The organism is Rhizobium sp. LEGMi-198b (assembly GCF_054114205.1).
In genome coordinates this window covers 35936-55016 of record NZ_JBSYVH010000013.1, presented here as the reverse complement: position 1 = coordinate 55016, position 19081 = coordinate 35936, and the positions used below count along the sequence as shown (strand labels likewise).

The 19081-nt window shown below is 59.4% G+C and carries 18 protein-coding genes; 13 read left to right on the top strand and 5 right to left on the bottom strand.

The window, feature by feature from the left end:
* Window positions 1-1206, top strand: coding sequence for a pyridoxal phosphate-dependent aminotransferase (locus ACXHXG_RS30965; protein WP_457901790.1), 1206 nt, complete (start codon window positions 1-3; stop codon window positions 1204-1206).
* A 61-nt stretch (window positions 1207-1267) separates the two neighbouring features.
* On the opposite strand, the gene nac is transcribed toward ACXHXG_RS30965, so the two are convergent.
* Window positions 1268-2221 (bottom strand): nitrogen assimilation transcriptional regulator NAC, encoded by a 954-nt coding sequence (gene nac, locus ACXHXG_RS30960; RefSeq protein WP_457901769.1) that lies wholly within the window; start codon window positions 2219-2221, stop codon window positions 1268-1270.
* Window positions 2222-2414: 193 nt separating this feature from the next.
* Between nac and ACXHXG_RS30955 the strand changes: the two genes are divergently transcribed.
* From ACXHXG_RS30955 to ACXHXG_RS30930, 6 genes are all read left to right on the top strand, one after another.
* Complete coding sequence (locus ACXHXG_RS30955; RefSeq protein WP_457901768.1) at window positions 2415-3182, top strand: SDR family oxidoreductase; 768 nt, start codon at window positions 2415-2417, stop codon at window positions 3180-3182.
* Window positions 3179-3886, top strand: a complete 708-nt coding sequence (locus tag ACXHXG_RS30950) for an amino acid ABC transporter permease (RefSeq protein ID WP_457901767.1) — start codon at window positions 3179-3181, stop codon at window positions 3884-3886. The genes ACXHXG_RS30955 and ACXHXG_RS30950 overlap by 4 nt, the downstream gene beginning before the upstream one ends.
* Window positions 3883-4641: an amino acid ABC transporter permease gene (locus ACXHXG_RS30945; RefSeq protein ID WP_457901766.1), complete on the top strand. Its 759-nt coding sequence runs from the start codon at window positions 3883-3885 to the stop codon at window positions 4639-4641. The genes ACXHXG_RS30950 and ACXHXG_RS30945 overlap by 4 nt, the downstream gene beginning before the upstream one ends.
* Window positions 4638-5405, top strand: coding sequence for an amino acid ABC transporter ATP-binding protein (locus ACXHXG_RS30940; protein WP_457901765.1), 768 nt, complete (start codon window positions 4638-4640; stop codon window positions 5403-5405). The genes ACXHXG_RS30945 and ACXHXG_RS30940 overlap by 4 nt, the downstream gene beginning before the upstream one ends.
* A 31-nt stretch (window positions 5406-5436) precedes the next feature.
* On the top strand, window positions 5437-6273 hold the full coding sequence (locus tag ACXHXG_RS30935; RefSeq protein ID WP_457901764.1) for an ABC transporter substrate-binding protein: 837 nt from the start codon (window positions 5437-5439) through the stop codon (window positions 6271-6273).
* A 98-nt stretch (window positions 6274-6371) separates the two neighbouring features.
* Window positions 6372-7046, top strand: a complete 675-nt coding sequence (locus ACXHXG_RS30930) for a 4-carboxy-4-hydroxy-2-oxoadipate aldolase/oxaloacetate decarboxylase (RefSeq protein ID WP_457901763.1) — start codon at window positions 6372-6374, stop codon at window positions 7044-7046.
* Between the two features lie 42 nt (window positions 7047-7088).
* On the opposite strand, the gene ACXHXG_RS30925 is transcribed toward ACXHXG_RS30930, so the two are convergent.
* Window positions 7089-7334 carry a DUF6074 family protein gene (locus ACXHXG_RS30925; RefSeq protein ID WP_104827497.1) on the bottom strand — a complete coding sequence of 82 codons (246 nt, stop codon included), beginning with the start codon at window positions 7332-7334 and terminating at the stop codon, window positions 7089-7091.
* 347 nt (window positions 7335-7681) lie between these two features.
* On the opposite strand from ACXHXG_RS30925, the gene ACXHXG_RS30920 reads away from it, so the two are divergent.
* Entirely contained in the window at window positions 7682-8161 is a 480-nt protein-coding gene (locus tag ACXHXG_RS30920) for a DUF2231 domain-containing protein (RefSeq protein ID WP_245464119.1), read from the top strand.
* A 135-nt stretch (window positions 8162-8296) separates the two neighbouring features.
* Here the strand turns inward: ACXHXG_RS30920 and ACXHXG_RS30915 are convergent, their stop codons facing one another.
* On the bottom strand, window positions 8297-8758 hold the full coding sequence (locus ACXHXG_RS30915; RefSeq protein WP_457901762.1) for a cupin domain-containing protein: 462 nt from the start codon (window positions 8756-8758) through the stop codon (window positions 8297-8299).
* Window positions 8759-8884: 126 nt separating this feature from the next.
* Between ACXHXG_RS30915 and ACXHXG_RS30910 the strand changes: the two genes are divergently transcribed.
* The 5 genes from ACXHXG_RS30910 to ACXHXG_RS30890 all read left to right on the top strand — a co-directional run bounded on the left by ACXHXG_RS30910 (window position 8885) and on the right by ACXHXG_RS30890 (window position 16590).
* Window positions 8885-10438 carry a winged helix-turn-helix domain-containing tetratricopeptide repeat protein gene (locus ACXHXG_RS30910; RefSeq protein WP_457901761.1) on the top strand — a complete coding sequence of 518 codons (1554 nt, stop codon included), beginning with the start codon at window positions 8885-8887 and terminating at the stop codon, window positions 10436-10438.
* Between the two features lie 680 nt (window positions 10439-11118).
* Entirely contained in the window at window positions 11119-12444 is a 1326-nt protein-coding gene (locus tag ACXHXG_RS30905) for a TolC family outer membrane protein (RefSeq protein WP_245464118.1), read from the top strand.
* 29 nt (window positions 12445-12473) lie between these two features.
* Window positions 12474-14627: a type I secretion system permease/ATPase gene (locus ACXHXG_RS30900; RefSeq protein WP_457901760.1), complete on the top strand. Its 2154-nt coding sequence runs from the start codon at window positions 12474-12476 to the stop codon at window positions 14625-14627.
* Window positions 14627-15928 (top strand): HlyD family type I secretion periplasmic adaptor subunit, encoded by a 1302-nt coding sequence (locus ACXHXG_RS30895; RefSeq protein WP_457901759.1) that lies wholly within the window; start codon window positions 14627-14629, stop codon window positions 15926-15928. Before ACXHXG_RS30900 ends, ACXHXG_RS30895 begins: the two co-directional genes overlap by 1 nt.
* A gap of 8 nt (window positions 15929-15936) precedes the next feature.
* A complete protein-coding gene (locus ACXHXG_RS30890; RefSeq protein WP_104827492.1) occupies window positions 15937-16590 on the top strand; it encodes a ribbon-helix-helix domain-containing protein in 654 nt (217 codons plus the stop codon).
* 60 nt (window positions 16591-16650) lie between these two features.
* Here the strand turns inward: ACXHXG_RS30890 and ACXHXG_RS30885 are convergent, their stop codons facing one another.
* Window positions 16651-17601, bottom strand: coding sequence for a transglutaminase-like cysteine peptidase (locus tag ACXHXG_RS30885; protein WP_457901758.1), 951 nt, complete (start codon window positions 17599-17601; stop codon window positions 16651-16653).
* 249 nt (window positions 17602-17850) lie between these two features.
* Entirely contained in the window at window positions 17851-18942 is a 1092-nt protein-coding gene (locus ACXHXG_RS30880; RefSeq protein ID WP_457901757.1) for a type 1 periplasmic-binding domain-containing protein, read from the bottom strand.
* Between the last annotated feature and the right edge of the window lie 139 nt (window positions 18943-19081).

Genomic DNA, 19081 nt, shown 5'->3' with positions numbered 1-19081 from the left:
ATGTCTTCCATAGCCGATCGCCTCAAAAACGTCTCCATCTCCGCATCCGCCGCCATGACCCAGCGCGCCAGGGAACTCGCCGCCAAGGGCATCAAGGTTGTCAGTCTCTCGTCCGGCGAGCCGGACTTTCCAACGCCCGCTCATGCGATCGAGGCAGCGCACGCCGCAGCGTTGAACGGCGAGACGAAATATCCGCCGATGGATGGCACGCCGGCACTGAAGGCTGCGATCAGCAGAAAGTTCAAGCGCGACAACAATCTCGATTATGATGCCAGCCAGATCGTCGTGTCCGGCGGCGGCAAGCAGGTGATCTTCAACGCGATGCTCGCGACCTGCAATCCCGGCGACGAGGTCGTTATTCCCACTCCGTCCTGGGTTAGCTACGCCGACATCGTCAAGTTTGCCGGCGGCGTGCCCGTGGCAGTGCCTTGCTTCGAGCAGGCTGGATTCAAGCTGCGTCCCGAGGATCTGGAGGCTGCGATTACGCCGCGTACGAAATGGCTTATCCTGAACTTCCCGAACAATCCGACGGGTGCAGCCTGCTCGCGTCCGGAAATGGCCGCTATTGCCGACGTCATGCTGCGCCATCCGCACGTCTGGATCCTGACCGACGATATCTACGAGCACCTGGTCTATGACGGCTTTGAATTCTGCACGATCGCTGATGCCGAACCCAGGCTTTACGACCGTGTGCTGACTATGAACGGTGTCTCCAAGGCCTATGCCATGACCGGCTGGCGGTTGGGATATTGCGCCAGCGGATCGAAGGAGCTGATCGCGGCGATCAGCAACGTCAACGGCCAGAACAGCGGCGGGATCGCCACCGTCTCGCAGGCGGCGGCAATTGCGGCGCTCGACGGTCCCCAGGATCTCCTCAAGGAACGGGCGGCCATCTACAGGGAAAGACGCGATTTCGTTCTCAATCAACTGTCGAAGGTCGAAGGGCTGCGTTGCCACAAGCCCGAGGGTGCCTTCTACCTTTATCCCAACATGTCAGCCCTGATAGGCAAGACGACCAAGGGCGGACGCAAGATCGAGACTGATGTCGATTTCGTCATGGCGCTCGTGGAGGAGCATCACGTCGCGACAGTGCAGGGTGCCGCCTATGGCATGAGCCCTTATTTCCGCATCTCCTATGCGACAAGCATGGAAATGCTTGGCGAGGGCTGCGCGCGTATCGCCCAGTTCTGCCGCGATATGCACTGACACCGGATCGTGCCCACCGGCCCGGTTTCCGGGTCGGTGGGCACGAGGCCCGTTGCCAAATCTAGAGTTTTAGCCGTTCGGTCAGTTCGACAAGGATATCCTTGACGGCGAATGCCGGCTCCGACAGTGAACTCTGATCGGACGTGCAAAGCGACAGCGTTTCCTCGATGCGGGGCGAGACGAGCCGGCAGACAAGAGGCTCGCTCGATTCCGACACGATGCGGTCGGCGATCGCCTTTGGCATGATGGTCGCGCCAAGCCCGCTGCCAACCGCGCGCCCCAGGGTTCGCACGATTTCCACTTCGGCCACGACCTTGAGGTTGATCCGGCTGCGCGTGAAGGCGGCATCGATGGCCCGACGCACGAAATTATAAGCCGGCGGCAACAGCATCGGCATTCCGTCCAGTGCGCTGACCGGCAGGGGCTTCGGGTCTGAATCGATCGCGAAATTGCGATGGGCGACGAAATAGAATTCCTCCCTGAGGATCGGTTCGAACCGTACGCCCTTGATCGGCCCGATGCCGTGGATCAGCGCCATTTCCAGCCGGCCGTTCATGATCATCTGGCTGTAGGTCTGGCCGACGCTCTCGGTCAGATGAAGCAGAATGCCGGGGTGCCGTTTTCTCGTTTCCGCCAGCAGCTCGACCGAGAGCGTGGCAGCGCTGCTGAAAGGCACGAGGCCGACCGAAACGCGTCCTGCAAGCGAGTTGCCGGCGGCTGCCGCATCCGTCTGTGCCTGTTCCATCTGACGGAGAATGATCTGCGCATGCCGGTAGACCGCATGTCCGGCATCGGTCATGCTGACGCCCTGCTGGCTTCGGATCAGCAGTTTCTGACCGAAATGCTCCTCGAGTGCCGCCAACTGCTGGCTCAGCGCCGGCTGGGCGAGGTGCAGGATATCGGCGGCCCGCGTAATGCTGCCGCTGTCAACGATGGCGATGAAGGATTTGAAACGTCTGATATCCATGGCATTGGGTACTATTCTGTCTTCCGGGGCATGTTTGCAGACGCGCATCTGTTTTGCAACGCGCGTCGATGCCGGAAGGCCATGTAGGCTCCGGCAAAAAGGCGCAATTACCCGCGGCAACAGCCCGCTCGCTTGCGGCCGGCCGATCTCCATAAAAGTTGCTTATTACTCCAAAAATAATCGGTCTTAGGCAAGGAGTTGAAGCTCCGCTAATGTCTGCCGCAACAACAAGGGGATCAGAATGCCATTCTCCGATTACAAGACCGCGTTGGTCACCGGCGCCTCCTCCGGTATCGGCGCTGCAGTGGTGGAGCGGCTTCGCCGCGAGAACATCGAAGTGCATGCGATTGCCCGCAGCGCTGGTCCACTGACGGAACTGGCAGAACGTACGGGATGTATCGCTCACGTCATCGATGTGACGGATCGCGCGGCCATCGCCGATCTTGCCAACCGCGTTCAGTTCGACATTCTGATCAACAATGCTGGCGTTGACCGGCCGAAGAAATTCCTCCAGGCGGACGAAGAGGACATTGATCTCCTCATCGACGTCAATCTCCGCGCCGTCCTGCATATTTGCCGCCTGATCGTGCCCGGAATGGTGGCTCGCGACCGCGGGCATGTCATCAACATCTCCTCGATTGCCGGCAACTATAATTTCGGCGGCAACTCCACCTATCACGCCGTCAAGGCAGGCGTCGCCATGCTGTCGAACCAATTGCGTATCGACGCATTCGGCAAACGCGTCCGCGTGACCGAAATCTGCCCCGGCCGCGTCGCGACCGATATTTTCAACCACGTGCACGGCAGTGATCCCAGCGTGCGCGAACGCTTCATCGATGGGTTCGAGCTGCCGCAGGCCGCCGATATCGCTGACGCAATCGCCTTTGCGATCGCCGCGCCGGTCGCGGTTAATATCGGCCATATGGAGATCACCCCGACATTGCAGGTGATGGGCGGCCTTCAGACGGCCAAGCCTCAGCCCCATGACGCGGAAGGTGCGAAGCCGTGAGCGGGTTCGATCTTTCGGCCATCCTCAGCAATCCGGACTATCAGGCGATGCTCCTGCAGGGCATCGAGATGACTTTCGTCATCTACATCAGCTCCTGGCTGCTTGCCATGACACTCGCCATCCTGCTGTTTGCGCTTCGGATGTCGCCGCTTCGCGTCGGTGATCCCATCGTAAAGGCCTATGTTTCCTATCACCGCAATGTGCCGACACTCGTGCAACTGATGCTGTGGTATTTCGGGGTCTATTCGTTGATGCCGCAGGGCATCACGGATTGGCTCGCCAACCACAATGCCGAAGCCATTTTCGCGGTGATCGGGCTGGGATTGTGTCAGGCTGCCTATTTCAGCGAGGATTTGCGATCCGGCCTACGCTCCGTCAGCCCAGGGCAGATGGAAGCAGCCAAGGCGCTCGGGCACGGCTATCTTTCCGCAATGCGTTTCGTGATCATGCCCCAAGGCCTGCGCAATGCGCTGCCGCCGCTGATCAATCATAGTGTATCCCTCTTCAAGAACAGCAGTCTCGCCATCGTTGTCGGTGCGTCGGAGCTTACGCATGCGGTGAAGGAAATCGACAATGTCAGTTTCCGCACCTTTGAGATCTATTTGATCGGCACCGTGATCTATCTGTTCTTCTCCCTGATCATCATGGCCCTGGGCGCATTTCTTTCCATGCGGTCCGATCCGATGCGGAGGGCGCGCGCATGATCCAGGACGTTATCAACATCATCCATGACTATTGGCTTCTGTTGCTGATCGGCCAGTATCCCAACGGCCCGCTGGGCGGCCTTGCCAACACGCTCATCCTTTCAGTTCTCGCCATCGCGCTCGCATTCCCCGTCAGCATCCTGCTCGCCATGGCGCGCCTTTCCAAATGGGCGGTCCTCCGGTGGCCGGTGACGGGCCTGGTCTACATCACACGCGGCGTTCCGCTGCTGATGTTGATCCTTTGGTCGTATTTCCTCGTTCCGCTCTGGACCGGCGCAGACGTGCCGAGTTTCCTGATCATGCTGGTAACGCTGGTGATCTATGAGGGGGCGTTCTTGAGCGAGGTCGTGCGGGCCGGCATCGTTTCACTCGGTCAAGGGCAAATGGATGCCGCCAGGGCCCTCGGCCATAGCTATATCGGCGCGATGCGCTTCGTGATCCTGCCGCAGGCGCTCTACAATATGATCCCGAGCATGATCTCGACCTTCGTCTCGACGATCAAGGATACGACGCTTGGTTACGTCATCAATGTGCCGGACCTGACCTTTGCCGCGAGCCAGGTAAACAACCAACTGCTCTCGGAGCCTTTCCAGGTCTTCTTCATTCTCGCCGTGGTCTATTATCTGCTCTGCTGGAGCCTGACCCACATTGCCAACACGGTTGAAAAGCGAATTGCCCGCAGGCGTGCAGGGCCAAGCAAAGTTCGCCTTCGCACCGACGTCCTTCCCCTCAAGACATTTACGGAGCAGCTATGAGCATCCCAGTTTCCGGGTCGCAGGACGCTCAGGAGATACGTCTTCATGAGGTCTGCAAGAATTATGGTCATTATCCGGTGTTGAAGAACATCAACGCCGCCGTCAGCCGCGGCGAGGTGGTCGTCATTTGCGGGCCGTCCGGTTCCGGCAAATCCACCCTGATCCGCACGATCAACAGGCTGGAAGAGATCAATAGCGGTTCGATCAGTTTTGAGGGAAAGAATATCCATGCGCCGATGGGCGGTGCCGAGCTAAACCGGCTGCGCAGCCGGATCGGTTTCGTTTTTCAGAATTTCAACCTGTTTCCCCATCTGTCCGTCATCGACAACGTTTCCATGTCGCCAATCCGCGTCAAGGGCGTGCCGGCGAACATGGCGCGCGACAAGGCCATTACGCTGCTCGATCGAGTGGGCCTTGCCGACAAGGCAAATGCCTATCCCGGCCAGCTTTCAGGCGGTCAGCAGCAGCGCGTGGCAATCGCCCGCGCGCTCGCGATGGAGCCGCCCGTCATGCTCTTTGACGAACCGACGAGCGCGCTCGATCCGGAGATGGTGGGCGAAGTGCTCAGCGTCATGAAAAGCCTGGCGGCCGAAGGGATGACCATGCTCTGCGTCACCCACGAAATGGGCTTCGCCCGCGATGTGGCGGACCGGATTTGGTTCATCGACGCAGGCGAGATCCTGGAGACCGCTCCTCCGGAGGAATTCTTCAAAAATCCTCGCCATCCCCGAGCGCAGCGCTTTCTTTCCGATCTGCGCCACTAAGCATCTGAAATCAATAACAAGGAGAACAGCAATGAACTGGAAATACCTCACCGTAACGCTGGCACTCGCGGGCACCGCTGTCGCCATGCCGGCCAAGGCCGACCAACTCGACACGATCATGTCGGCCAAGACGCTGCGCTGCGCGACCTATGCGGATGTTCCGCCGTTTTCCTCGCCTGATCCGAAGACTCGCGAAATGGAGGGATTCGACGTCGATCTGTGCAAGGCGATCGCAAAAGAACTCGGCGTAAAGGCTGAAATTAAGCCGATTTCGGTCGAGGCGCGTGTCCCGGAAGTCAAGCTTGGCCGGGTCGACATCACGGTCGCCAACCTTGCCTATACGCTGAGCCGCGCGGAGCAGATCCAATTCAGCGATCCCTATTATGTCGCCAAGGAAATGCTCATTGTTCCCGCCGATGATGCCGGCAAGAAGAAGGCCGATTACGAGGGCCAGCGTCTCGCCTCGACCAAGGGCTCGACCTCGGAGCTGGCGATCAAACTCAACAAATCCGACCCGCTGACCTTTCAAGATACGGGCTCTGCCTACCTTGCCGTTCAGCAGGGGAAGGCGCGCGGCATGGTCGCGAACACCATGACGACGACGCTGCTTGTCAATCAATCGAAGACCAAGGGCAAGCAGATGCGCATGATCGACGAGCCCATGCTGCTGGAGCCGGTCGGTATCGGTATGCAGAAGGATCAGCCTGCGCTGGCCGCAAAGGTCAATGCAATCCTGCACAAGCTGGGTGACTCCGGCGAGATCAACAAGATCTGGGAAAAGTGGCTTGGTCCGAATACTGAATACAAGATGACCCGCAACGAGAAGGTCGTACCGATTACCGAATTGAAGTTCGAACCGATCCCCTAATGCCAGGTCTTCGCGCCTGATTAATCGTCCGTCCGAAAATCCTTGTTGATTGCCGGCGGCGGCATGCCTGCCGCCGGCCTAACCATGAGAAGTTTCCCATGACCCACATCAAAGATATCGCCGAGCGACCGAGCACCGCAGACATCGAAGCGCTCGCCAAATTCTCACCCGCAACGATCCATGAGGCCCAGGGTCGCCGCGGCGCGCTCTCCTCGCGCCTGAAGCCCGTGGACTATCGCATGAAACTTTGCGGCCCGGCGTTCACGGTGAAGTGCGCGCCGCGCGACAACATCATGCTGCAGCTTGCGATCAACTACGCCAAACCGGGCGACATCATCGTCGTGTCTGCGGGAGAATACGAGGAAGCGGGCTCCTTCGGCGATGTTCTGGCCAATGCTTGCCTTTCCAAGGGCATCGGCGGCTTGGTGACCGATACCGGCGTGCGCGACACGCTTCAATTGAGGGAGCTCGGGTTTCCGGTCTTCTCGCTCAGCGTCTGCATCAAAGGCACGGTCAAGGAGACGCTCGCTGCGGTCAACGACCCCATCATCGTCGGCGGAGAGATCATCAATCCCGGTGATATCATCGTCGGCGACGCGGATGGTCTCGTGGTCGTTCGCAGAGAGGAAGCGCGGGAGGTCGCGCGGCTTTCGCAGGCGCGTGACGATGCCGAAGCGGGCTACATCGAAGCCTATAGGCAAGGCAAATCGGTCATCGAAGTCAGCAAGCTTGAGCCGGTGCTGAAAGCCAAGGGCCTCATCGTCGATATCTGACCAGTTATTTCCCGATCAGGCCGCCTAGCTGCTATTCGAAACCTAGTGTCCTGCCTCATCCATCGCAAAGGCGACTTGCAGTTCCATCTGAACCGCATGCATGAAGCGGCTCGCTTGGCGCGATATAGCCTCCTCGGTCATACCTTGCCGTTCGAGCGCAGCGGCAAGCGCCGCCATCTCCGACCGCCAAAAACGGTTAGCTTCCTCGCCATGAAGGCGCTGGAGAGCTTCTGCGCATCGTTTGACTTCGGCTACGCGCCGATCGGCAGGAAACTGTACAACCGTCATGCTGTCTTCGTCCTTGTAAGTCGAATCACCTCAGAATGACGCAGCATTGCCGCCGGACCTTCACAAATGGTGAACCGGCCGTTTTGGCTCGCTTTTCGATCTGCAATGGCAGCTCATCCGGCAATGCCATCGCGTCTCATGAACGGGACGAGTCGCAACTTGAGATCTGTAACTGGCCCAATTGTTGCGTTCCTAAATGGCCCCACAGATGCGCCCGTACCGCCGTCGCGTTGTGGAACATTCCGATGCAACCGGAGTTCATATGTATGGCTTTGTGCTGCCAAGCCTCTCATGCGTCGTGATGTGGTCTGATGGCGGCGCTCGCCGCGCCTCCGGGAGGCATTACGATGGCCCAGCCTATGATCACCCACAATCCTCACAGCACGGCAAGCATTGCCGGCCACCCTGTCCACGCAATGCTGATACCATTCCCGATCGCCTTCTTCGTCGCGACCTTCGTTTGCGACCTCGTTTTCTGGCGAACCGGCAATGCAGCCTGGGTCACCGGTTCGCTCTGGCTGCTCGGGGCCGGCCTGATCATGGCCGCGCTGGCCGCTGTTGCCGGACTCACCGACGTCCTTGGCGACGCCCAGATCCGTAACCTTCAGGACTTATGGCTTCACGCCGGCGGCAACGTCCTTGTCGTCCTGATCGAGCTTTACAACTGGTACTCGCGATATGCCCACGCAGAGGCGGCGGTGGTGCCGGTTGGCCTCGTCCTGTCGCTGATCGTTGTCCTCATCCTCCTGTTCACGGGTTGGAAGGGCTGGGGAATGGTCTATCGGCACCATGTCGGCGTCGCGGATGAATCGGACGAAATGCGCTGAATACTGTCAGCGTGATTGTAGTCGGCCCCGCTTGCTGCAAAAGAATCCGGTCGGCGGACTGGAGAAGGTCCTGTAAACCAACGCAGGTCCTCCGTTGCACTTGTTGCCGCGTTGCACTGGGCCTGCCAATCGCGCCTACGCGCTTGTTGTCAGAGTAGAGATCTGATCGGTATCGTAGCGGCTCCGCAAGTCGGCAAGCGCGCTTGGATCGGGAGAGCCGCGTGCAGCGAGCTTCGCAAGCTCTTCGAAATAATGCTCGTGTCCGGGCGGAGAGACGGTCATCAGCACGCGCGCCGGCCTTTCGCTGACATTGGTGATGTTGTGCGGCACGCCCGCTGGAATGAACAGGTAGGTACCCGGGGTGGCGCGGATCGTTTTTTCGCCGACGTGCCAGAGGCATTCGCCGTCGAGCATGTAGAAGGTTTCCTCCTGCACGCGATGGATATGCCGGCCGGTGGCAAACCCGGCTGGGATCGTCCAGTCGAACATGCTCGTGTGTTTCGTATCCTCGCCGGTGACGAGAAACACCATGGGATGGCCACGCAGCATGACCCCCTTGTTCTCGTCAGGCATGCGGATGACAGGGGCGGCGCTCATCTTATCCTCCATTGGCTCGGTGCTGCTTCCGCAAGCACCCACCCAGAATGCCACCGCCCTGTCGGACAGTCCTGAAGCCGTTCCGAAATTGTTGCGAAAAGATCGCAAACGGTATCTTCTTCAGGAATGGTTACAAGCCTCACGTTTGGCCCATTTCGCCTCGACGCCGATGCCGGGATCCTGTTCCACGGCGACAAGCCGACGCCGCTCGGTCAGCGGGCGGTTGCGTTGCTTGCGCTGCTCTTGGAGCGGTCGGGTTCACCGGTTTCGAAGGAAGCGCTAATCGAGACTGCATGGCCCGGGCTCGCCATAGAGGACAGCAACCTGACGGTCCAGATCGCGGCGGTGCGGCGGGTTCTCGAAAACCTTAGCGGTGGCGGATGCTGGATAGAGACGCTGCCACGACGCGGCTATCGTTATGTCGGACCGGCGGTCGCAGTTGATGGTCCTGATTCGGCAGCCGCGGTCTTGGCTACGACAACGCCGACATTGCCAGACAAGCCTTCGATCGCGGTTTTACCGTTCTCCAACCTGAGCGGCGATCCTGAACAGGATTATTTCACTGACGGGATGGTTGACGACATCATCACCGGCCTAGCGCGCATCAATTGGCTGCTCGTCATCGCGCGTAACTCGACCTTCATCTACAAGGGTCGCGCGGTGGACGTGAAGCAGGTCGCCCACGAGCTCGGCGTCCGCTACGTGCTCGAAGGCAGCGTGCGGAAAGCCGGTGGCAGCGTACGCGTGACCGGCCAGATGATCGATGCATCGACCGGCGCTCACGTATGGGCTCAGCGGTACGACCGCTGCTCTACCGATATTTTTGCGCTTCAGGACGAGATCGCCCTATCGGCTGTCGGTGCAATCGCACCCAGCCTGCGGCGTGCCGAAATCGATAGGGTGAAGCGCAAGCGTCCCGACAGTCTCGATGCATATGATCTTGTGCTGCGGGCGCAGCTCGACGTGGATTCCGGCATGCCGGACCGGGTTGCGCGAGCGCTCGTGCTGCTCGATCGTGCCATCGAACTCGATCCGGGTTATGCGCTGGCGCATGGCAATGCCGCGATGTGCCATCATTGCCTCTTCCTGCGCGCCGGCCTGCAGGAAGCCAACCGTGCCGCTTCGATACGCCATGCCCGCTCAGCGATCCTCCACGGGCAGGATGATGCATCCGCCCTTACCCTTGCGGGTTTTTCCATCGGCATGGATGGACATGACCGGAAGGCTGCTTTCACCGCACTGGAAGCCGCACTCGCCATCAGCCCGTCATCTGCCCTGACCTATATCTTGGGAAGCGTCATTCTCGGATGGGGCGGAGAAGCAGAGCGGGCCATCGAGTGGAGCGAGCGGGGCATGCGGCTGAGCCCATTTGACTCATGGGCTTTTGCCGCATTCGATGCGCAAGCGATGAGTCATTTGCTGCTTGGCCGCTATGATGAAGCCTGTCGCGCAGCCTACAAGTCTGTTCAGGCCAATCCCGCACACAGCATCACCCATGTGCAATTGGCTGCCGCCCTGGCCAAGCTCGGCCGGCTGGAAGAAGCGAGGGCAGCCGCTGCGCGGGTGCTTGAGCTGCATCCAACGTTTCACTTCGGCCGCCAGTTTGCGGGCGTCGACTGCGCGCCGGCTCTCGCGCAATGCCTTGGTGATGCGCTACGTGCTGCCGGCCTGCCGGAGTAGCGCGCAAAAAGACCCTGCGCGCGCCCTCGGCGGGGTCCATGATTCGAATCCCGGCAAGAACAGATATTCGACGCCTAAAAGTAATTGGTAATAATAGAAGCGGGATATGTTTCCAGATAATCGAAGATCAGCTTCGCGCAGAACTTACTGTCCTGAGCTCGAGTAAGAATGTAATCAGCTTGTTCTACGTGGCTTTGGCTATAGCGGCAGAGCCGCGATAGTTGCGCTCACCACCTTCAATCAAGTGATAGCAGTCAAGATAGCGCGCAGCATCTTGAGTTATCGGCAGTCGTTTTGTACCGGTCCAACACATCGCCGGGGGCAGGCCTGCGTTTTGCATGAAGAGACGACTGCATGCCGGATCAACCGCACGTCTGCGCAGTGACTGTGAACAGACCAAAAATGGTCAACAAATTGTTAGTCATGAGGCTTGCGCGCCGCGATATTAACTGCTTCAGAGGAAATAAATAAGAATCTACTTTGCAAGTAGATGTGATTTCGTCTACCTAGTGGATGAATAAGCCTGGAAGTATATTAGCAAAGTACTGTTTTTGGGGAAGGGTACTATTTTGGTTTATAGAAAACGATTGATTGGGGCGATCGGCTTTTCGGTAGCCATTAGTTCTTTATTGAGCGGCGCTGCTTACGCTACGACATTGCAGCAGGCAATTGACAAGACAATGAAGACCAACCCGCAGATCATGGAGGCTGCCCAGAATCGGGAGGCAACCGAGTTCCAACTGCGGCAGGCGAGGGGGCTTTATCTGCCGTCGGTCGATCTGGAGTCGGGTTATGGTCGCCGTAGGCTTTCGGATGTCACGTCGGGAGCCCTGACGCGTAGCACGGATTACCTAAATCCGGCCGACGTCAGCTTGACGATTACGCAGACGTTGTTTGACGGCGGCGACCGCAAGGCACAGAAAGATAAGCAGGCGGCTCGTGTCGACAGCGCATCCTTTCGCGTCCAGCAGCGCTCGGAAGCCCTAGCGCTTGAAGTGACGCAGGACTATCTCGAATATATGCTGCAGACGGAAATCGTCGCAGCAGCGGAAAAGAACGTCGCCTTCCACAAGCAGATGGTCGGCAACATCGAAGATAGCATCAAGGGCGGTGCCCTTACCGACGCTGATCGCTATCAGGGCCGCGAGCGCCTGCAGGCGGCCAATGCCCGCCTTCAGGAAGCCAAGCAGGAACTGGATGCGACGAAGATCCGCTATCTTCAGGTCGTCGGCGAGCCGATCAGCAATGCCCAGCGTCCGGCCTCCGTGTCGCATTACCTGCCGAAGACGCTGGATGATGCTGTCTTCATCGCCCAAAAGAACAATCCGCAGATTTCCTCCGGCAAAGCTGACGTGAACGCCGCGGACGCCGATGTCCGCGGTTCCAAGTCTGCCTTCCTGCCGAAGCTGGACCTTGTCGGCAGCGCCCGTATCGGTGACGATGTGGACGGCAACAAGGGCAACACCAACGACGTCCAAGTCGGTGTCGTCGCCAAGTGGAACCTCTATCACGGTGGCATCGATACCGCCCATCAGCAGGAACTGGTCCGTCGCGCCGCCGAACAGCGTTATGCGCTGAGTGAAACATATCGCGAGGTCGATCAGTCCGTTCGTTCCGCTTGGAGCGAGCGTACCAATCAGGCCCAGCTCGCGCGTATCCTGGACGGGCAGGAAAAGACAAACGCCCAGCTCGTGACGTCCTATCGTGAGCAGTTCAAGGTCGGTCAGCGCTCCCTGCTCGATCTGTTGGATGCCCAGAACACCCGCTTCAACACCGAGGTTTTGGCCAAGACGGCGGACGTCGCCTCGCTCTTTGCCGAATACAAGATCCTTGCCGCATCGGGCAGTTTATTGTCGACGATGAAGCTGAAGCCGGTCGATCAGGCAACGCCTTATGCCCGTGATCAGTTCAGCGTGTCGTCGAACACGGCTGATCCCGGCTATACCAAATACGACTCGCATCAGAAGCCCGGCCTGCCGATGGATCTGCTCGAGCCGATTCGCTAATCGTCGCGATCCGGATTGGATAATACTCCATGTTGAACGTGGCACCTGAGGTGTCTGCGAGCGTACCGCTGCAGACGTTTAAATCGGCATTTAAATCGGTCGCTGCGTTTTACGGTCGCCCGAGCTCCGACACAGTGCTGTTTTCAGGCGTTCCGGACGAGGTTCTGGAGGCCATGGAGCAGGACGACGTCGAGCGACTGTCAGAACGCGTCGGCCTGCAGGTGCTGCAGCACAAGGAGCGCGATTGCCGGCTGGGTAATTTCGACTGTCCCGCCATCGTCACCTTTGCTGGTGGCGGTGTGCTTCCATTGCTTGAAATCGCCGAAAATGGCTCCTACGTCATCGATATCGCGCCAACAGCGGGGACGCCGCTCCACCTGACGCGGGATGAGCTTGCGGCGCTCAATCCGCAGGCCGCCTTTGCCTTCACGCTCTACTATCAGAATGCTTCGGAAGAAGCGCGCGTCGGTCATGCGATGGAGATAGAGAAGCGGCATTGGCTGGCAACGACGCTGGTGCCCTACTGGCGCACCTATACTCGCGTCATGCTGGCGGCGCTGTTTATCAACATCATCGCGCTGGCCTCGCCGCTCTTCACCATGAATGTCTATGACCGCGTGCTGCCAAACAAGGCGTTCCCAACGCTTTGGGTGCTGACGATCGGCATTTCCCTGGCCTATCTGTTCGATTTCCTGCTGAAGACGGCCCGCGCGGCGCTGATCGACTATGCCGGCCGCAAGGCGGACCTGCGCCTTTCGCAACTGATCTTCGACAAGATCCTGAATTCGACGCTAGCCTCTCGCCCGATGTCGACAGGCGAATATGCCAACCGCGTAACCCAATATGAATTCGTGCGCGAATTCTTCACCTCGAACACGATCGGCGTACTGATCGACAGCCTCTTCGTCATCATCTTCCTGATCGTCATTTATATGATCGCCGACTGGCTGGTGGTTATTCCGGCTGTCGCTTTCGTTCTGTCTGTCGTGATCGGCCTTGTGGCCCAGGCGCAGATTGGCAAGCGCATGGCGGCTGCGACGAACGAGGCATCACGTCGCCAGTCCATGCTTGTCGAGACGATTTCGACGATCGAGACATTGAAGAGCCTTCGAGCCGAAGCGACCATGCTACGCCGCTGGCAGGAGCTGACGAAATATTCGAGCCGCACCAGCGAGGACATCAAGCACATCTCGTCGAACGCCATTAACTTGACGATGTTGCTGCAACAGATGGTTAGCGTGTTCATCGTCGTGGCGGGCACCTATGAATTCGCCGATGGAAAAATTGCCATGGGCGCGATCGTCGCCACCGTCATGCTGGCGAGCCGTGCCGGCGCGCCTTTCGGACAGATCGCCATGACACTGGCGCGTTTCCGCCAGGCCACCATGTCGCTGCGCATTCTCGACAAGATCATGGAACAGCCTGATGATCGACCGTCGACGGTTGGCTTCGTCAACCGGCAGATCCGCAGTGGCGGATTCAGCTTCCAGAACGTCTCTTTCCAATATCCGGGTTCCGATCAGGCGGTCATCAATCAGTTGTCCTTCACGGTCACGCCCGGGGAGAAGATCGGGATTATCGGCCGGATCGGTTCGGGCAAGACGACGCTCGGCCGGTTGCTTGACGGGCTTTTCCAGCCTGCCAGCGGTCGCGTGCTGATTGATGGCGTCGATATCCGCCAGTATCACATGGCCGAGGTGCGCGCCGCCGTGGCCGTTGCGGGTCAGTCGTCGGACCTGTTCTCCGGCACGGTGAAAGAAAACCTGCTGCTCGGCAGAGCCGATGCCAGCGACGAGGAGTTGCTGGCCGTCTCGCGGATGACCGGTGTCGAGGAGTTCGTCGCCGTTCACCCGCGCGGTTTCGACATGCCCGTCGGCGAGCGCGGCGCGAACCTTTCGAATGGCCAGAAGCAGGCATTGACCATCGCCCGCCTGCTCCTGACCCGGCCGAAGATCGTTTTCCTCGACGAGCCCTCGGGGGCCATGGATCTGGCGAGCGAACGGCACCTGATCAACAAGCTGACAAATGCCTTCGGCCCGGAAACGACGGTGATGGTGGCAACCCATCGCCACAGCATGTTGGAGCTGGTCGACCGGCTGATCGTCATCGACAAGGGCCGCATCATTGCCGATGGACCAAAGCACGCCGTCATCGAGGCGATGCAGCGCAAGGCGGTGTCCTGATGCGTATTCATCGCCACAATATCCACGACAATCCTCCGCTTTTCGCCCGGCTGATCCTCGGTATCTGCGCCTTGATGATTGCCGCTTTCATCGCCTGGGCGGCCTTGGCCGACATTGACGAGATCGCACGGGGCGAGGGGAAGGTGATACCGGTATCGAAGACGCAGATTGTACAGTCGTCCGAGCCCGGCATCGTCCAGCAGATCAATGTCAATCTTGGCCAGGTCGTCCATAAGGGCGATCTTCTGGTCCAGCTCGACAACACCACGACACAATCGACGCTTGGTGAGTCGGTGGCCAAGGCCCGCGCTCTCGGTGCCAAGGTCGAGCGCCTCGCCTTGGAGGAGGCCGGCACCTACGACGCGCAATTTATCTGTCCGGCCGATATTCTGGCCACCGCCAAGGACGTCTGCGATAACGAGGAAAAGCTTTTCGAGGCGGATCGCGCCGCCTATCAGAACAAGCTTAATGTTCTCGATCAGCGTTTGAAGCAGCATCAGAACGAGCTGGACGAGGCCCACGCCAACATAGACCGTTTGACGCAGAATATCGCCGGGGCTCAGAAGCAGTATGATCTTCTGAAGCCGCTCGGCGAGAAAAAGCTCGTCGCCGAAACTGAAATCCTGAAAGTCCAGCGAGACCTGGTCGACCTGCAGGGTCAGCTTAAAGTCTATGTCGAAAGCCTGGATCGCCTGCAGGCAGCCATCAAGGAAGCGAATCTGCAGGTCAACGACCTCGGGTTGCAGCTGCGCCAGCAGGCATTGACCGACAAGGGGCAGGCATTGTCGGAGCTGTCCGTCGTCGACGAGACGATCCGTGGGGCTTCCGACCGGGTCAAGCATACCGATATCCGTTCCCCGGTCGACGGCATCGTCAATACGCTGGAGGTCAACACGATCGGCGCCTATGTCGACGCCGGCAAAGTCATCGCCGGCGTCGTGCCGACAGCCGACAATCTGCTAATCGAGGCGAAGATTTCACCGCGCGACGTTGCCTTCGTGCGCCTCGGCCAGCCGGCGGTCATCAAGATCTCGGCCTACGATTTCTCGATCTTCGGCGCGCTGGATGGCGCGGTCGTCAACGTCTCCGCCGACAGCCTGGTCGATAAGGACAAGAACGAAACCTATTACCTCGTGCGCATCAAGACCGACAAGTCGGAGCTGGAGCGCGACGGCAAGCGCTATCCGATCATCCCCGGCATGGTGGCTTCGGCCGAGATCATGACCGGCCGCAAGGCGATCCTTGCCTATTTGATGAAGCCGATCAACAAGGCGCGCTCCGAAGCGCTGACAGAACGGTGAGGGCGGCGATGCGCAAAGGAGCCGGAAAGGACGAAGTCACGACGATGGCCCGCAGCGAAGCCTTGCCATCCGTCGATGGTGACGAACTGGAGCCGCGTTTCCGCGCCGTGACTGGCGGCGGTGAGCGTCGCGGCATCCGCTTGGAGCGGATCTATTGGGACGGCCTCGGACGGATGTCCGAAGCCGGCGGCATCAGCATCGGCGACCTCGTTTACCACACGGCGACCGACATGCCGGAAACGGGCAATCTCGCCTCGCTGTTGCGTGTGCTGAGCTTCAAATGGGCGCTGAGCCGTCTGGACGCCATCGAGGATGTTGCGTCGCTAACCAATCTCAACGCAGTCCTTCAGGCGTCGCCGACGCCGGCAGTGGTGTTGACGCGGGAGCGTGGGATCAAGCTCTTCAACGACGCTTTCCTGAAGATGCTGCGCCATCGCCTGCCGTTAATTGACGACGTCCAGCAGACGGCGCGCACCCTGCGCTTTTCCATCGACACCCAGGTCGAGGAAGTATTCTCCGTCCTATCGAGCAATCGCGGCAAGACGCTGAATACAGGCTTCAAGATCGGCCTCGGTTCGCAATCGCTGACGGGCCAGATCAATCTGGCACTGGCACCGACGCACGAGGCCCCGATGCTGATGGGCTATATTTCCGTTTATTGAGAAGTCGTCACGTTCATTGAGCGCGGCATTCCTCGCGGAACGTCGAAAAGGCGAGCCCGATCAGTGGATCTCGCCTTCGCCAGGGGCCACCTTGGCGAGCGGCATTGCGGCGACAACCGCTTTCGCATGAGGATCGCGGGAGCCGTGCAGATAGCCGCGGCCGGCGACGATCGAATAGAGCGGCAGATATTCTGCAATGCGCCTGTCGGACAAAACCTCATCGCGCATGTTGTCGAGGATGAAATAGTTGCCGTTGACCGAGACCGAGAGGACGGCGTGGTAGAAATGCCGCTGCTGGTCAAAGAGGATGACCAGCGCCATTTGGTCGAGATCGACGCCAGCATTATAGAGGGCGGCCATCTTCAATATGGCAAAGTCCTCGCAGTCGCCCTGCTGGTGCGACAGGGCCTCGCTCGGCTTCGCCCAATAGTCCGTCACATGATAGGTATCCATGTCGCTGGCGTAGCGGATGGCATGGTTGACGGTGAAATTGATGGTGTTGATCTTGTCGCGGATCGAGGCGCCGGCAGCCTTTGTCTCGGCAGCCGCGACGGCGGCTGCGGCTGCATCGCATCCACCCGCGCTACAACCGAGCGCTTTGCCGGAACGGATCTCGGCGAGCGGGCCGGCAAACTTGTCGAGCGCCGCAAGATGCTTGAAGGGGATGGCGACGGTTCCGAACACCGAGTCGCCCATTGGGGTGTTGGTCGGCTGTGCGGGACGTGCCGGCTCGAGCACAGCTTCATCATTATGCGGAAGACCTGCGGGCTCGACGGCGAGGCTCTGGCTCAGCGCGGCAAGGTCGAGGCCCTCAATCGCCTTTGCTGTGTTTGCGGCGGTCGGCGCAAAGAGATTGATGACCGTGTCGAACAGCGGATCCGAAAGCAGGTTGACGACCGGGCGGACGGTATCGCTGGTCGCCGCCAGGCAGGTGGTTGATGACGACAGACCAAAGGCAAGGGAAGCTGCAGCAATCGCTGCAAGTATAACTTTATTGTTCTTGCGTTCCATTGGTGCATTATTCTCCCTGGTTGAGAGAATAATGCGCCATACCTCTGAATATGGCGTTCGGAAGCGTAGATAATCTAAGTATAAATTAAGCGATCAAATAAGTATAAAATTCAACCGGGTTTGGTGGGAAACCATTAAGGATGATGCCGTCAGGCGCACAAAATGATCCAGCATGGCGCTGCAACTGATAACACAGCGCGGCGCGACAGTGCGCGCTATGTGCACTGCGCTCGATGCGATTGCTCAGCTTCAGAACGACTGCGAGGGCTGCGCGGCGACCTTCAGCTTGCCGCCGTCGATCGTATTGATCACCATTTTGCGCTCTACCATGCCGGCGGCATTGAAGCGGAACAGCCCGGTCGTGCCGCGGAAGCCGACCTTGTTCATCAGGTTGGCGGTGGTGATGGCTTGCGGGCCCTGGGAACGGATGAGGCCGGAGGCGATCGCCATAGCGTCGTAGCCATAGGCGCCGGAGGTTGTCAGCGGATGGTTGAAGTGGCGCTGGTAGCGCTCGGCAATTAGCCCGCTGCTTTGCGTGTCGTCCGTCGCGACAAATGCACCAGCCACAGCCGACACGGCATAGATTGATTGGGGCCATCTGTTGGTGCCCACCACCGCCTGAGCGGGAATGGCAGCACTGCGCACGGCACTCGCTACTGCGCCGATTTCCGGCGTGTTACCGAGAATGACCACGATCTCGGCCGACTGGATAAGCGGCCGGTTCTTGGTAAGGATATCCGCGGCCTGATCGCTTGTGTTGTAACGGCCAAGGCCCATGAAAGTGTTGCCGCTGTTCCAGATGGCGTTGCTCAACCTGGTGCTGTCGGATGGAGAAAAATCCGCAGGCACCAGCGCCGACACCTTCTTGTGACCTCCGGGACCGGCCGCCTTGATGCCCTCGGTCGCGCTATCGATTTCGTCCGAAGCGAGGTTGAAGACATCGCCACCGGTCGAGGCCATAGCACTCGCAAGGTTAAGCAGTGGCGGGCGTTGGGCGGGGGAAATGGCGGCAATGGCAGCGGTCTCGGCCGGCGGCAGATAGCTGACGATCAGCGCGGCATTGCGGCTCTTGGCCGCGGCGACCTGCGCCGCGATTCCTGCAGGGCCCTGGCCGACATCTTTTACACGCAGCCGAACCTGATTGCTGCCGAGCTCGCCGACGCCAAGCACTGCCCCGTCACGCACGTCGCGAGCCGGACCTTCGTAGAGACCTGCTGCGCCCTTGCGCATCAGCAACGTAATTTCCGTGCCGCTGTCGCCGCCGTAGGTTTCATCGATGGCGGTGGACGGCATTTTTACGTCGTCGTTCTTGCTGTTGCTGCTCAGGCCAGCACCGTTCATCTGGCATCCGGCGAGGCTGGCGCAGAGGACAAGAACGGCACCGCCTGTTGGGCGCCGGTGCTGTCTGCGCCGCAGCCAATCAGTCAAAAGGCTCAACGAAAGGCTGATCGCAAACGGCACAACTCACTCCCCCGATTCC

What these genes read in the sequence shown, in the direction of transcription:
- ACXHXG_RS30885 (WP_457901758.1), bottom strand. Translation starts at nt 17,601, where the DNA reads ATGGAACGCAAGAACAATAAAGTTATACTTGCAGCGATTGCTGCAGCT.
- ACXHXG_RS30940 (WP_457901765.1), top strand. Translation starts at nt 4,638, where the DNA reads ATGAGCATCCCAGTTTCCGGGTCGCAGGACGCTCAGGAGATACGTCTT.
- ACXHXG_RS30930 (WP_457901763.1), top strand. Translation starts at nt 6,372, where the DNA reads ATGACCCACATCAAAGATATCGCCGAGCGACCGAGCACCGCAGACATC.
- ACXHXG_RS30890 (WP_104827492.1), top strand. Translation starts at nt 15,937, where the DNA reads ATGCGCAAAGGAGCCGGAAAGGACGAAGTCACGACGATGGCCCGCAGC.
- ACXHXG_RS30945 (WP_457901766.1), top strand. Translation starts at nt 3,883, where the DNA reads ATGATCCAGGACGTTATCAACATCATCCATGACTATTGGCTTCTGTTG.
- ACXHXG_RS30955 (WP_457901768.1), top strand. Translation starts at nt 2,415, where the DNA reads ATGCCATTCTCCGATTACAAGACCGCGTTGGTCACCGGCGCCTCCTCC.
- ACXHXG_RS30925 (WP_104827497.1), bottom strand. Translation starts at nt 7,334, where the DNA reads ATGACGGTTGTACAGTTTCCTGCCGATCGGCGCGTAGCCGAAGTCAAA.
- nac (WP_457901769.1), bottom strand. Translation starts at nt 2,221, where the DNA reads ATGCGCGTCTGCAAACATGCCCCGGAAGACAGAATAGTACCCAATGCC.
- ACXHXG_RS30900 (WP_457901760.1), top strand. Translation starts at nt 12,474, where the DNA reads ATGTTGAACGTGGCACCTGAGGTGTCTGCGAGCGTACCGCTGCAGACG.
- ACXHXG_RS30965 (WP_457901790.1), top strand. Translation starts at nt 1, where the DNA reads ATGTCTTCCATAGCCGATCGCCTCAAAAACGTCTCCATCTCCGCATCC.
- ACXHXG_RS30895 (WP_457901759.1), top strand. Translation starts at nt 14,627, where the DNA reads ATGCGTATTCATCGCCACAATATCCACGACAATCCTCCGCTTTTCGCC.
- ACXHXG_RS30910 (WP_457901761.1), top strand. Translation starts at nt 8,885, where the DNA reads ATGGTTACAAGCCTCACGTTTGGCCCATTTCGCCTCGACGCCGATGCC.
- ACXHXG_RS30920 (WP_245464119.1), top strand. Translation starts at nt 7,682, where the DNA reads ATGGCCCAGCCTATGATCACCCACAATCCTCACAGCACGGCAAGCATT.
- ACXHXG_RS30935 (WP_457901764.1), top strand. Translation starts at nt 5,437, where the DNA reads ATGAACTGGAAATACCTCACCGTAACGCTGGCACTCGCGGGCACCGCT.
- ACXHXG_RS30880 (WP_457901757.1), bottom strand. Translation starts at nt 18,942, where the DNA reads ATGAACGGTGCTGGCCTGAGCAGCAACAGCAAGAACGACGACGTAAAA.
- ACXHXG_RS30905 (WP_245464118.1), top strand. Translation starts at nt 11,119, where the DNA reads ATGAAGACCAACCCGCAGATCATGGAGGCTGCCCAGAATCGGGAGGCA.
- ACXHXG_RS30915 (WP_457901762.1), bottom strand. Translation starts at nt 8,758, where the DNA reads ATGAGCGCCGCCCCTGTCATCCGCATGCCTGACGAGAACAAGGGGGTC.